The sequence below is a fragment of the Roseovarius conchicola genome, assembly GCF_041403425.1.
Lineage (GTDB): Bacteria > Pseudomonadota > Alphaproteobacteria > Rhodobacterales > Rhodobacteraceae > Roseovarius > Roseovarius conchicola.
In genome coordinates, this window is sequence record NZ_JBGEHK010000001.1 from 286,092 (window position 1) to 299,640 (window position 13,549).

The following is a 13,549-nucleotide window of genomic DNA, read 5'->3' on the forward strand; positions in this document are numbered from 1 at the left end:
TCGTTGAGAGAACGCAAATCACCGCCGAGCCATTGACGCGCTGCGAAAGGGATCGCAGGATCACGCCATGACAGAGAGTTTCAAAGGCAATTTCACCCAGCAAGAACCGATCCCGGAGGACGGGATCAAGGCCGCTTTAGACGTGATGCAGAGTGGGCGGTTGCACCGTTACAACCTTGTCGGCGACGAGGTGGGCGAGACGGGCCTGCTGGAACAGGAATTTGCCGCCTATGTCGGGGCGAAATATGCACTGGCCGTTGCCTCGGGCGGCTATGCCATGGCCACCGCCTTGCGCGCTATCGGGGTAAAACCGGGCGATCGGGTGCTGACCAACGCATTTACGCTGGCCCCGGTCCCCGGTGCGATTGCCAGCGTGAATGCCGTGCCGGTCTTTGTTGGCGTCACCGAAGATCTGACCATTGATCTGGAAGATCTGGCGGCCAAAGCGGGTCAGGCAAGTGTTTTGATGCTCAGCCATATGCGCGGTCATCTGTGCAACATGGACCGGCTTCTTGAGATTTGCGAGGACGCCGGGATCACCGTGATCGAGGATTGCGCCCACACGATGGGCGCGGCCTGGAACGGGCGGCCCTCGGGACGGGATGGGCTGATCGGTTGCTACTCCACGCAAACCTACAAGCACATGAACTCGGGCGAGGGCGGGTTTTTCGTCACCGACGATGACGAGGTGATGGCGCGCGCTGTGATCCTGTCAGGGTCTTACATGCTCTACGGGCGTCATGGCACCGTGCCGCCGCCCGAGGTGTTTGAGCGCGTAAAATACGAAACCCCCAACGTGTCTGGCAGGATGGATCATCTGCGTGCCGCAATCCTGCGCCCGCAACTGGCCAAGCTGGACGCACAATGCACGGCGTGGAATGAGCGTTACCGCGTGGTGGAAGAGGGTTTGCGTAACACCCCCGGATTGCAGGTGATCGAGCGGCCCGAAGCCGAAACCTATGTCGGATCATCCATTCAGTTCCTGTTGCTCGATTGGGGTGCCGAGGCGGTTCAGGACGTGGTGCGCCGCTGCATGGCGCGCGGGGTCGAGCTGAAATGGTTCGGTGGGGCCGAGCCAGCGGGCTTTACCAGCCGCTATGACAGCTGGCGCTACGCCCCCAGCACGCCGATGCCGAAAAGCGATCGCATCCTGAAGGGCATCATCGATATGCGCCTGCCGCTGACCTTCAGCCTTGAAGATTGCGCCCTGATCGCCCGGATTATCCGCGCCGAGGTGGGGGCCGTGTTTCAAGTCAATTCCTCCGGTGATATGTCGGCTTAAGGTCTGAAAGTAATGCTTTTTCGGATGGTATTCGTCTATTTTTTGGGCAACTGGATTTAATTTGCCTAATAAACTGGCCCTATGTGCGCCGTTGCGCAGATGGTTAAAGTGGCACATCCCGACTAAACTATAACGGTAGTAAGCCGCAGTTGGGTCCACCTAGGACAGGGACAAACTTATGGAAAATGTTGTACTATTGGCCGTGGATGGCAGCGATGGTTCGGATCGGGCCATGGACCATGCCTTGAAGCGCGCACAGATAGGCGAGGCGAAAATCGTTGTCGCTTACGTGATCGAATGGTCGCCCTATTCGTTCAACACACCCGAGGAAAATGCTGAACGGCATGAACGGCGCGAATCCGAGATCGAACGCGCAAATTCGGGGGTCGTGGTGCCTGCGTTGGCCAAGCTGGCGGATGCCGGCATTTCGGCTGAAGGCATCGTGCGGCATGGCAATCCGGCCGAGACCCTTGTGGACATCGCTCAGGAAGTCGGCGCGGCGCAGATTGTTATCGGTCGACGAGGGCAAAACGGTTTGAAATCGCTGATCTTCGGCAGCGTCGTTGCCAATCTTGTTCAGACAGCCACGGTTCCCGTGGTAGTTGTGCCCTGAGGGGCCTCAAAACGATAACCATTGATTTGGAGGTGCTTCATGGCACGCTTTGCAACTTTATTGCTGGCGGCACTTGTGCTGTCAGGTCCTGCGTTCGCGGGAATAGACGAAACCATCAATGAACTCACTGCTCCGATTGCGACATTTATCGGTCAGGTCGTTTTCTTCAAAATTCCGATTGCTGGTGCGAACCTGCCGCTTGTGGTGCTGTGGCTTGTGGTTGGGGCGGTGTTTTTCACGTTCTATATGGGGTTTGTGAACCTGCGCGGGTTCGGGCACGCCATCCGTTTGGTGCGCGGTGACTATGCCGATCCCAAAAGTGCCGGCGAGGTGAGCCACTTTCAGGCCCTGGCAACTGCCGTGTCCGGGACGGTTGGCATTGGTAACATCGGTGGGGTCGCTGTGGCGGTCACCGTTGGTGGGGCCGGGGCCACGTTCTGGCTGATTGTTGCAGGGTTCCTGGGGATGTCGACCAAGTTTGTCGAATGTACGCTGGGCGTGAAATACCGCAATGAAAACCCCGATGGCTCGGTTTCGGGCGGTCCGATGTACTACCTGCGCAAAGGTTTTGAAGAGCGGGGCATGACCGGGTTCGGCAAGTTCATGGGCACGTTTTATGCCATTGGTATCTTTGTCGGCGCGCTGGGTATCGGCAACATGTTCCAGTCAAATCAGGCCTATGTGCAGCTGAACACGGTTGCTGGTGGTGCCCTTGACGGGTTGGGCTGGCTGATCGGGCTGATTCTGGCGGCGGTTGTCTTTGCTGTGATCGTGGGCGGGATCAAATCCATTGCCCGGGTGACTGAAAAGGTCGTGCCTTTCATGGCGGTTTTCTACTGTGTCTTTGCCATCATCGTGATCCTGATGAATGTCTCGTCCTTGCCACAGGCGATTGCCAACATCTTTACCGGGGCCTTTACCGGTGAGGGCGTTGCCGGTGGAGCTTTGGGGGCGCTGATCATCGGCTTCCAGCGGGCGGTGTTCTCGAACGAGGCCGGGATCGGTTCGGCCTCGATCGCACACGCGGCGGTCCGCACGGACGAACCTGTGACAGAAGGCTATGTCTCGCTTCTGGAGCCGTTCATTGACACCATCGTGATCTGCACCATCACCGCCCTTGTGATTGGCACCAGCCAAGTGGCTGATCCGAACTTTGCGGGTGATGCCACCGGTGTGGCCATGACCTCGGCGGCCTTTGAGCGTCAGATCAGCTGGTTCCCACTGCCGCTGGCCTTCGGGGCGTTGCTCTTTGCCTTCTCGACCATGATTTCATGGTCCTACTATGGCCTGAAGGGGTGGACCTATCTGTTTGGTGAGGATCAAAGCCTGCAAACGATCTACAAGCTGATCTTCTGTGCCTTCGTCGCTCTGGGCTGTGTTGTGCAACTGGGTCCGATCTTGGATATCTCGGATGCGCTGGTCTTCCTGATCTGTGTTCCGAACATCCTGGGCCTCTACTTCCTTGCGCCGATTGTGAAGGCCGAGATGAGAAAGTATCAGGCCAAGCTGGACAGTGGTGAGATCAAGAAGTTCAAGCACTGATCCTGCACTGTTCCTGACAATAGGGGCCTCCGCATCCTTGGTGCGGGGGCCCTTGCCGTTTTGGAAGTGGATTGACCCGACTCACCTTGCGCGCTAAGAAATGAACAAGTGTTCAATAAATGCCGGAGAGCCGTGATGTTCAACGCAGCTATGCAGTTTGATCTGGGTGAGGATGTGAATGCCCTGCGCGACATGGTGCACCGCTGGGCGCAAGAGCGTGTCCGCCCCATGGCGGGCGAGATCGATGCCAGCAACATGTTTCCCCATGATCTGTGGGCCGAGATGGGCGATCTGGGCCTGCTGGGCATCACGGTGCCCGAGGAATATGGCGGGGCGGGCATGGGCTATCTGGCACATGTGATCGCGGTGGAAGAAATCGCCCGGGCCAGTGCCTCGGTCTCGCTGTCCTATGGCGCGCATTCCAACCTCTGCGTGAACCAGATCAAGTTGAACGGTACCGAGGCGCAAAAACAGAAATACCTGCCGGGTCTGATTAGCGGGCAACATGTGGGTGCATTGGCCATGTCCGAGGCGGGCGCGGGCAGTGACGTGGTGTCGATGAGCCTGCGCGCCGAAAAGCGCAATGACCATTACAAGCTGAATGGCAATAAATACTGGATCACCAACGGCCCCGATGCCGATACTCTGGTGGTTTATGCCAAGACCGACCCTGAGGCAGGCAGCAAGGGCATCACCGCCTTTCTGATCGAAAAATCCATGACTGGTTTCTCAACCTCACCGCATTTCGACAAGCTGGGGATGCGCGGCTCCAACACCGCCGAGCTGATCTTTGAGGATGTCGAAGTGCCCTTTGAAAACGTGCTGGGGGAAGAGGGCAAGGGCGTGCGCGTGTTGATGTCCGGCCTCGACTATGAACGCGTGGTTCTGGCAGGGATCGGCCCCGGCATCATGGCCGCCTGTCTGGACGAGGTGATGCCCTACATGGCCGAGCGCAAACAGTTTGGCGAGCCGATTGGGAATTTCCAGCTGATGCAGGGCAAGATCGCCGATATGTACACCGCGATGAATTCGGCGCGCGCCTATGTGTACGAGGTGGCCAAGGCCTGTGACCGCGGCGATGTCACCCGTCAGGACGCGGCGGCCTGTTGTCTTTATGCCTCCGAACAGGCCATGGTGCAGGCGCATCAGGCGGTGCAGGCGATGGGCGGGGCGGGGTTCTTGCAGGACGCGCCCGTGGCCCGGTTGTTCCGGGATGCCAAACTGATGGAAATTGGTGCGGGCACCAGCGAAATCCGACGGATGCTTGTCGGTCGTGAGCTGATGGGGGCAATGTAGGGCCATGTCGCCGCTCAACATCGTCTTGCTGTTTTGCGCCGTTGCTATTGTTCTTGGCCTGTTGGTGGGCAAGCGGTTCTGGGCGATGACCGAGACCGAGATCATCAATGCCGCCGCAGCGCAATACGTGGTGGCAGAAGCGGCGCGAGGGCAGGTGGCAAAGGTGACCGATTGCGCCGCCCGCCCGGATGCTGACACGAAAGGATGGATCATGGTGACGTGTCTGCCAAGCCATCTGGACGCATCGCAAACCTATCGCTACCGCGCCAGCCGTTGGGGTGTCGAGCTGCAGAGGAGCCCTTATTGATATGACCCATTGGGCCATCACCTTGGGCGTCTCTATGAGTATTGCCGGAGCCGCAAGCGCGCAGACGCTGACACCTTCCTCGGGTGGGACATATGATAAGTTCACTAAGCCTGCCCTGGCCTGTCTGGCTGAAAACCACGGTGCCGAGGACATGCAAATGACATGCCTTGAGACAGCCATCAATGAATGCCGCGCCAAAGCGGGGGTCTATGAGGCGTGTCTGGAGGCCCTGCGGGAGGCGTTGTTTGAGGCAAAACAGCGAGTCGAGGCGGCATCCTGCGATGGTGATCTGGATCCGGTGTGCGGCGTGTTGGCCCAAGGTCAGAGTCTGATCGCCGCCGGAGCCGCACTGGATGCCCAAACCTGGGCCAAAGCTGTCAAAGGGGAGGATTAACATGCGGATAGTGCTGTGCCTGCTGATGATCCCGACTGCGCTGAGCGCGCAAGAGATCGATTTTGATATCACCCCGACCGCGTCTTGCGTGGCTTCGGATCGTGGGGCTGAGTGTATCGGCATCGCGGCAAACCTGTGCATGGAGCGCAATGAAGGTGGGTTTTCGACCAACGGGATGGCGATTTGCACCGATCGTGAGTTGGAGTGGTGGGATGACCGCCTGAACCTGATTTACAAGGATACCAAGGCCCGTTTGCAGCGCTTTGACGATGAAAAACCCGACTATGCGCCATCGCAGGTTGAGGCCTTGAAAGATATGCAGCGCGCCTGGATTCCGTTTCGTGACGCCAAGTGCGAATTCGTGGCTGCCGGATGGGGTGGGGGATCGGGCGCGGGGCCTGCAACCCTGTGGTGCCTGATGGAGGAAACAGCGCGCCAGACGCTGTACCTGGAACAGTCTTTTCAGGAATGAAATGATGCTGCACCGGGCCCCAACATATAAGGCGCTGTGTGATGAATTCGCATGGAACCTACCGGATCACCTGAACATGGCGCAGCAGGCCTGTGATGACTGGGCCGCGCGCGATCCTGACCGGGTTGCGATCATTGATCTGACAGGTACACGGCAGGACATTACCTATCGCAGATTGCAGCAGATGGCCGATGCTCTGGCGCTGGCCTTGGTTGCGCGGGGTGTTACACGCGGGGATCGCGTTGGTGTGCTGCGCAGTCAGGGCACCTGGTGTGCGGCAGCGCATATCGCGATCTGGAAAATCGGCGCAATTTCAATCCCTTTGTTCAAACTCTTCATGCAAGATGCGCTTGTCAGCCGGGTTCGGGATGCCGGTGCTGAGATCGTGATCACCGATGTGGACGGCGTTGAAATGCTGTCTGCTTTACCCGAGGTCGAGGCGCTGGTTCCTGAAACCACCGCTTTGCCCGATGGGGCATTTGAGACTGCTCAAACCCTCCCCGACGACCCCGCTATTCTGATCTACACCAGCGGCACCACCGGCAGCCCCAAGGGCGCGTTGCATGGTCACCGGGTGCTGACCGGGCATTTGCCGGGCACCGAGCTGTTTTGCGGCTTTCTGGGGCAGGAGGGTGATTGCCTTTGGACCCCGGCAGACTGGGCCTGGATCGGCGGGCTGTTCAACATCATGATGCCGGGTCTGGCGCTGGGCGTGCCGATCGTTGCGGCTCGGCTGGACAAGTTCAACGCCGAGGAATGCCTGAAGATTATCAGGGAAGGCGCTGTTAAAAATGTTTTTTTCCCTCCAACGGCGTTGCGGATGCTGAAAGCTGAGGGCGCGCATATTCAGGGCCTGCGCAGCATCGGCAGCGGCGGTGAGCCTTTGGGGGCCGAAATGCTGGAGTGGGGCCGCGAGGCATTTGGTCTGACCATCAATGAGTTTTATGGGCAGACCGAATGCAACCTGGTGGCCTGTTCCTGCGCTGACCTGTTTGATCCCAAGCCGGGCTGCATTGGCCGTGTTGTACCCGGCCATGATGTGGCGGTTATCGATGACGCTGGATGCCCAACGGATGGCGAAGGGGATGTGGCGATCAGGCGCGGTTCGGCCAGCATGATGCTGGAATACTGGAACCGGCCCGAGCAAACAGCCGAGAAATTTCGTGGTGACTGGATGCTCACCGGGGACCGCGGCGTCTGGGACGGCGCCTATCTGCGCTTTGTCGGGCGCGAGGATGATGTGATCACATCGGCGGGCTATCGTATTGGACCTGCAGAAATCGAGGATTGCCTGCTGCGTCATCCAAGCGTTGCGACAGTAGGGGTTGTGGGGAAACCGGATGCCCTGCGCACAGAAATCGTAAAAGCATATGTGGTGCTGAAACCCGGAGTGACCGGCGACGCCGCTCTGGCGTCAGAGTTGCAGGAATTCGTCAAAGAACGGCTGGCGAAATACTCATATCCAAGAGAGATTTCTTTTCTCGATGCGCTCCCCATGACTGTGACCGGCAAGGTGATCCGCAAGAACCTTAAGGCGCGCGCTGCGGCGGAGCCATCATCATGAGGCCGCAGCATTCACATGAAAAAAGGGCCAGTGCGATGCCCGGCCCCCTTCCGTCCCTCGAAAGGCCCCTTTTAGAAGCTGAGAATGTAGGACACGCCCAGCACGACGGGGTCAATTTTGACCTTGCCGATGGGGTTGCCACCAACGGTCGCGTCGGTTTCGATGTTGATCCAGCGGACGTCGGCACGCATTGCGCCACGGTCGCTGATTTTGAAGTCAACACCGGCATGAAGCGCGATGCCCCAGGAATCATCCAACGAGACGGGCGTACCGGCCAGAGCGCCAATGCCTTTTTCATCCCAGAACGTGGTGTAATTGATACCTGCGCCGACGAACGGTTTCACGTTGCCGCCAGTCGGGATGTGGTATTGCAGCGAGATCGTGGGCGGCAGGTGCTTGAGCGAAACGACATCGCCAGCGCCTTGAAGTTCCACATTATGTTCGAACGGCGCAGCGGCCAAAACCTCAATGCCCAGATTGTCGGCGATGAAGTATTCAAATGTCAGCGTCGGACGAATATCGTCATTGGGGCGCAGCTGTCCGGCGGCGGTTGTCGAGAAACTGTCATCGGGGGCGACCAGGCCAAGACCGAAACCAAGCGTGAAATCACCCTTGGATTGGGCCAGTGCCGGAGCAGCCAAAGCGGCCAGAGCAGTTGTCAGTGTCAGAGCAGTAAGTGTCTTTGTCATTTGCCTATTCCTGATATTCACGAGCGCAGAATATGCTGCGCTGCGGCGTACTGCTTTGACCTGAGTCAAAAACAGATGCAGAAAATGGAATTTGTTACGAAACATGACGGGGTGTGGCACAGATGCCACCCGCATGCCGGAGGAGTTTAGACAGGCCATGAAACTCAGCAGTGCCGCGATCACTGGATCGCAGGAATATCAGGATAACCGCGCCGCACATCTGGCGGCTTTGGCCGAGATAGAAGAGGCTGCCGCCCACGCCGCCGCCGGAGGAGGCACCGCGTCCCGTGAGAGGCATCTGAGCCGGGGCAAGATGCTACCGAGGGATCGTGTGGCCGGTCTGCTTGATCCCGGATCGCCGTTTCTGGAGGTCGGGGCCACTGCTGCGCATGGGCTTTATGATGGGGCCGCGCCCTGCGCCGGGGTGATTGCCGGGATTGGCCGGGTTGAGGGTGTTGACTGCATGGTGGTGTGCAATGATGCCACCGTGAAAGGTGGCACCTATTATCCGATGACCGTTAAAAAACACCTGCGCGCCCAGGAAATTGCCGAGGAATGCAATCTGCCCTGCATCTATCTGGTGGACAGTGGAGGGGCCAACCTGCCTAATCAGGACGAGGTGTTTCCTGACCGCGATCACTTCGGCCGGATTTTTTACAATCAGGCCCAGATGAGCGCCAAAGGCATCCCTCAGATCGCCGTGGTGATGGGCTCCTGCACCGCCGGGGGCGCCTATGTTCCTGCGATGTCGGACGTGACCATTATCGTCAAGGAACAAGGCACGATTTTTCTGGCCGGTCCTCCACTGGTCAAGGCCGCGACAGGTGAAGAGGTCACGGCCGAGGATCTTGGCGGGGGCGATGTGCACACGCGCCTGTCCGGTGTGGCTGATTACCTGGCCGAGGATGATGCCCACGCTTTGGCGTTGGCGCGGCGCGCCGTGGGGCATCTGAACCGGGCCGGCGGGGTGAACCCCGCCCTACGGATGGAGGCCCCGGAAGAGCCTGCCTATGACCCCGACGAATTGCTGGGCGTCGTGCCTGCCGATCTGCGCACGCCTTATGATATCCGCGAGGTGATCGCGCGGCTCGTGGACGGGTCGCGCTTTGACGAATTCAAACCGCGTTTTGGCGAGACTTTGGTGACCGGCTTTGCCCATGTGCAGGGCTGCCCGGTCGGCATCATCGCCAATAACGGCGTGCTGTTTTCCGAAGCCGCGCAGAAGGGCGCGCATTTTGTCGAGCTGTGTTCGCAACGCAAAACCCCTCTGGTCTTTTTGCAAAACATCACCGGTTTCATGGTGGGGCGAAAATACGAGAATGAAGGCATCGCTCGGCACGGTGCCAAGATGGTGACCGCCGTGGCCACCACTTCGGTGCCCAAAATCACCATGCTGATGGGCGGGTCTTTTGGCGCAGGCAATTACGGCATGTCGGGCCGCGCTTATCAGCCGCGTTTCTTGTGGAGCTGGCCCAATTCCCGGATTTCCGTCATGGGTGGTGAGCAGGCTGCGGGCGTTCTGGCCACCGTCAAACGCGACGCAATCGAGCGCAAGGGCGGGGCATGGTCTGCTGAAGAGGAGGCTGAATTCAAACGCCCGACTGTCGAGATGTTCGAACGCCAGTCGCACCCTCTTTATGCCTCGGCCCGACTTTGGGACGATGGCATCATCGACCCGCGCAAAAGCCGCGATGTGCTGGCGCTATCCCTCCGTGCAGCACTGAACGCCCCGATTGAAGAGACACGCTTCGGCGTGTTCCGGATGTGAAGATGGACCCGACAGCTTTCGTGTACTCTTTTCTTCTGCTGGTGGCTTTGCACCGCGTCGCTGAATGGTATGCACCCTATCATGACCTAAGTGAGAAGGGGTGTGTTCTGGGCTATGTCTATGACGGCGATACGATCGAGTTGAAATGCGGAACTGAAAGCGTGACCGCCCGCTTGCAGGGCTTTGATACGCCCGAAACCAAAGAGCCCGGATGCGCCGCCGAAGCGGCCCTTGGTGCGCGGGCGACCAATCGACTACGCGAGTTGGTCAAATCCGGACCATTGTCTTTGGATAGCCATGGCTATGACAAATACGGCCGGGTCCTGGCAACCATGGCGGTGAAGGGCCGGGACGTGGCCGACATTCTGGTCGATGAAGGGCTTGCCGTGCGCTACCGGGGTGGTGCGCGCGTGGACTGGTGCGAAAGGTTGGACGGATGAGAGAAAAGACACGTTCTGAGCCTCATGGAGGGCGATGATGCCGTTTTCAATTGTCAGGGGAGACATCACATCGTTGCAGGTTGATGCCATCGTCAATGCTGCGAACAGGTCTTTGCTTGGAGGCGGCGGCGTGGACGGTGCTATTCACCGAGCCGCCGGTCCGGAGTTGAAGGAAGAATGTGCAACGCTGGGTGGTTGTGAAACCGGTGAGGCAAAGGTGACCAAAGCCTATGGGTTGCCCGCGCGTATCGTCATTCATACCGTCGGTCCGATTTGGCGGGGCGGCGCGGAAGACGAAGCGCGGTTACTTGGCGCTTGCTATGAGAAAGCGCTCGTCCTGGCGCAGCAGCACCATTGTGAAACGATTGCCTTTCCGGCGATATCGACGGGGGCCTACGGATTTCCACATGATAAGGCAGCTGAGATAGCTGTCGCCAGCGTGAGTAGGACCGAATTGGAGGTTCTTCTTGTCTCCTTGGATGCAAGAACCGAACGACACCTGAAAAATGCTGTCAGGAGAAGGGGAAACGAGGATGTTTAGCAAAATCCTGATTGCCAATCGCGGCGAAATCGCGTGCCGGGTCATCGACACAGCGCGCAGTATGGGAGTGGCCACGGTGGCCGTCTATTCAGATGCCGATCGCGCGGCCCGTCATGTCGCGATGGCTGACAAGGCAGTGCATATCGGCGGCAATGCGCCCGCTGACAGTTATCTGCGCGGCGATGTGATCATTCGGGCGGCTCTTGAGGCCGGGGCGCAGGCCATTCATCCCGGCTATGGCTTCCTCTCGGAGAATCCCGATTTCGTTGAGGCCGTTGAAGCCGCTGGCCTGACATTCATCGGCCCCTCGGCCAAGGCAATCCGGGCCATGGGCCTTAAGGATGCGGCCAAGGCCCTGATGGAAGAGGCGGGTGTTCCTGTGGTGCCGGGCTATCACGGCGAAAACCAGGACCCCGAGCACTTGTCAGGGGCTGCCGACATGATCGGCTATCCGGTGCTGATCAAGGCGGTCGCGGGCGGTGGTGGCAAGGGGATGCGTCTGGTCGAAAACCCTGCTGACTTCTCGGATGCGCTGGCCAGTGCCATGGGCGAGGCCAGGACTGCCTTTGGCAATGATGCGGTGCTGATCGAGAAATACATCCAGAAACCCCGCCATATCGAGGTGCAGGTGTTTGGCGATGGTATCAAGGCCGTGCATCTGTTTGAACGTGATTGTTCGCTCCAGCGTCGCCATCAGAAGGTGATCGAAGAGGCCCCAGCGCCGGGCATGACCGAGGAGATGCGCGCCGCCATGGGACAGGCCGCAGTGCGCGCCGCCGAGGCGATTGGCTATAAGGGGGCGGGCACGGTGGAGTTCATCGTCGATGGTTCGGACGGGCTGCGCACGGATGGGTTCTGGTTCATGGAGATGAACACGCGGCTGCAGGTGGAACACCCGGTCACGGAGGCGATCACCGGTGTTGATCTGGCAGAGTGGCAATTGCGCGTGGCATCGGGCGAGGCACTGCCCGCTACCCAGGATCAGCTATCTATCAAGGGCCACGCTTTCGAGGCCCGCCTCTATGCAGAAGATGTGCCCAAGGGTTTTCTTCCCGCGACGGGGCATCTGGATCATTTGGCATTCCCTGAAAATGCCCGCGCCGATACCGGTGTGCGTTCGGGAGACGAGATCAGCCCGCATTATGATCCGATGATCGCCAAGCTGGTCACCCATGGCCCAACCCGCGCTGTCGCTTTGCAACGCCTGTCTGCGGCTTTGGACCGTACGCAGGTGGCCGGAACAGTTACCAACCTGGCGTTTCTCGGGGCCTTGGCGCGTCATGACGGGTTCGCGTCGGGTGACGTGGATACCGGGTTGATCGCCCGTGATCTGGACAGCCTCGTGGTGATGCCTCAACCGGGTACGACCGAGAGCGCACTGGCGGCCATGGCGGCCTTGGGCCTGCTGGCGCCGGATGATGCGCAGGCTGGTTTCACCCTTTGGGGGCCCCTGGATCGGCGGGTGACGCTGATCTCCGGAGAAGAGGAGGTTGAGGTGACCATTCAATCCCGCGGGCCCGATGCTGTTGATCTGCATATCGGTGAGCAACAGGTTGCAGCGCGTCGGATCGCCGGGAGCTGGCAATTGAATGGCCAAGCTGCACCTGACGTGGTGTGTCGCGGGGATCGGGTCACCGTCTTCGCCGGATATGGTATGACGTTTGACGTGGTTGACCCGTTGCAACGCGCAGGGGCCGTCGGGGCTGCGGCGGGCTTGGTGGAAGCGCCGATGCCCGGCTTGGTCAAGGCTGTCTTCGCAGAGGCCGGGCAGCCGGTGGCCCGAGGTGAGCGGCTGGCGATCCTTGAGGCGATGAAGATGGAACACACGCTGACGGCGGCGCGCGACGGCATCGTGGCCGAAGTATTGGTCTCGGCAGGTGATCAGGTCGCAGCGGGATCGGCACTGGTGCGGCTGGAAGACGAAGAGGACGTGGCTGCATGAGCGACGGGCTGACCCTCACAGGCTACGTGTTCAGCGTCTATACCCGCGCGGCGCGCATAGCGATGGCGGCCAAAGGCGTGGCCCATGCCTATGTCGAGATTGATCCGTTTGACCCCTATCAGATCGGGCCGCTGCACAGGTTGCATCCTTTCGGGCGCGTACCAGTGCTGGATCATCACGGGTTCCACCTGTGGGAAACGCAGGCCATTCTGGACTATGTCGATACGGCCTTTGAGGGTCCGGCCCTGATGCCTGATACGCCGAAGGCGCGCGCGCGGATGCGGCAGGTGATGGGAGTTGTGGATAGCTATCTTTACTGGTCGCTGGTTCGGCAGGCCTTTTCCAACGCCGTTTTTCTACCGCTGGAAGGTGAGGCGGGCGATCAGGCCGAACTGGATCATGGAATGGCCGCCGCGCCGGATATCCTTGATGCTTTGGAGCAGATTGCCAATGAAGGTCTGGTACTGAACCCGACCACGTTGACGCTGGCGGATTGTCACCTTTGGCCGATGCTGGATTACTTCGCGATGATCCCTGAGGGAGCGGGGATGATTTCCGATCGTCCCGCATTGGCCGCTTGGGCCAATGTCATGGCCGTGAACCTTGCCGCCGAAGTGACCAAGCCTGATCTGAGCGTTGTGCGACCGGCGGGGTCCAGATGAGCGTTTTGGCAAAACCCCGGAAGAATCGGAGACGATC

At 59.5% G+C, this 13,549-nt stretch carries 14 protein-coding genes; 13 read left to right on the plus strand and 1 reads right to left on the minus strand.

What is annotated here, in order from left to right:
- Positions 1-67: 67 nt before the first annotated feature.
- The 8 genes from V6N02_RS01270 (at position 68) to V6N02_RS01305 (ending at position 7,470) form a co-directional block, all read left to right on the plus strand.
- Positions 68-1,282 (plus strand): DegT/DnrJ/EryC1/StrS family aminotransferase, encoded by a 1,215-nt coding sequence (locus tag V6N02_RS01270; protein WP_371223512.1) that lies wholly within the window; start codon positions 68-70, stop codon positions 1,280-1,282.
- Positions 1,283-1,460: 178 nt separating this feature from the next.
- Positions 1,461-1,895: a universal stress protein gene (locus V6N02_RS01275; protein ID WP_371223514.1), complete on the plus strand. Its 435-nt coding sequence runs from the start codon at positions 1,461-1,463 to the stop codon at positions 1,893-1,895.
- A gap of 39 nt (positions 1,896-1,934) precedes the next feature.
- Entirely contained in the window at positions 1,935-3,437 is a 1,503-nt protein-coding gene (locus V6N02_RS01280) for an alanine/glycine:cation symporter family protein (protein WP_371223516.1), read from the plus strand.
- A 135-nt stretch (positions 3,438-3,572) separates the two neighbouring features.
- Positions 3,573-4,733, plus strand: coding sequence for an isovaleryl-CoA dehydrogenase (locus V6N02_RS01285; RefSeq protein ID WP_371223518.1), 1,161 nt, complete (start codon positions 3,573-3,575; stop codon positions 4,731-4,733).
- Between the two features lie 4 nt (positions 4,734-4,737).
- Positions 4,738-5,040: a hypothetical protein gene (locus V6N02_RS01290; protein WP_371223520.1), complete on the plus strand. Its 303-nt coding sequence runs from the start codon at positions 4,738-4,740 to the stop codon at positions 5,038-5,040.
- A gap of 1 nt (position 5,041) precedes the next feature.
- Positions 5,042-5,434, plus strand: a complete 393-nt coding sequence (locus tag V6N02_RS01295) for a hypothetical protein (protein WP_371223521.1) — start codon at positions 5,042-5,044, stop codon at positions 5,432-5,434.
- A 1-nt stretch (position 5,435) separates the two neighbouring features.
- Positions 5,436-5,906, plus strand: a complete 471-nt coding sequence (locus V6N02_RS01300; RefSeq protein ID WP_371223523.1) for a lysozyme inhibitor LprI family protein — start codon at positions 5,436-5,438, stop codon at positions 5,904-5,906.
- A 4-nt stretch (positions 5,907-5,910) separates the two neighbouring features.
- Complete coding sequence (locus V6N02_RS01305) at positions 5,911-7,470, plus strand: AMP-binding protein (protein WP_371223525.1); 1,560 nt, start codon at positions 5,911-5,913, stop codon at positions 7,468-7,470.
- Positions 7,471-7,541: 71 nt separating this feature from the next.
- Here the strand turns inward: V6N02_RS01305 and V6N02_RS01310 are convergent, their stop codons facing one another.
- Positions 7,542-8,159, minus strand: coding sequence for an OmpW/AlkL family protein (locus V6N02_RS01310; protein WP_371223527.1), 618 nt, complete (start codon positions 8,157-8,159; stop codon positions 7,542-7,544).
- A 157-nt stretch (positions 8,160-8,316) separates the two neighbouring features.
- Here V6N02_RS01310 and V6N02_RS01315 point away from each other — a divergent pair, with 157 nt between their 5' ends.
- From V6N02_RS01315 to V6N02_RS01335, 5 genes are read left to right on the plus strand one after another with little or no spacing between them, the layout of a single operon-like run.
- The gene (locus tag V6N02_RS01315) at positions 8,317-9,927 is read left to right on the plus strand and encodes a carboxyl transferase domain-containing protein (protein ID WP_371223529.1); all 1,611 of its coding nucleotides are present in this window, start codon (positions 8,317-8,319) and stop codon (positions 9,925-9,927) included.
- 2 nt (positions 9,928-9,929) lie between these two features.
- Positions 9,930-10,367 carry a thermonuclease family protein gene (locus tag V6N02_RS01320; RefSeq protein ID WP_371223530.1) on the plus strand — a complete coding sequence of 146 codons (438 nt, stop codon included), beginning with the start codon at positions 9,930-9,932 and terminating at the stop codon, positions 10,365-10,367.
- 37 nt (positions 10,368-10,404) lie between these two features.
- Positions 10,405-10,908, plus strand: a complete 504-nt coding sequence (locus V6N02_RS01325; protein ID WP_371223532.1) for an O-acetyl-ADP-ribose deacetylase — start codon at positions 10,405-10,407, stop codon at positions 10,906-10,908.
- The gene (locus V6N02_RS01330) at positions 10,901-12,850 is read left to right on the plus strand and encodes an acetyl/propionyl/methylcrotonyl-CoA carboxylase subunit alpha (RefSeq protein WP_371223534.1); all 1,950 of its coding nucleotides are present in this window, start codon (positions 10,901-10,903) and stop codon (positions 12,848-12,850) included. The genes V6N02_RS01325 and V6N02_RS01330 overlap by 8 nt, the downstream gene beginning before the upstream one ends.
- Positions 12,847-13,512 (plus strand): glutathione S-transferase family protein, encoded by a 666-nt coding sequence (locus V6N02_RS01335; protein ID WP_371223536.1) that lies wholly within the window; start codon positions 12,847-12,849, stop codon positions 13,510-13,512. The genes V6N02_RS01330 and V6N02_RS01335 overlap by 4 nt, the downstream gene beginning before the upstream one ends.
- The last annotated feature ends 37 nt before the right edge of the window (positions 13,513-13,549 follow it).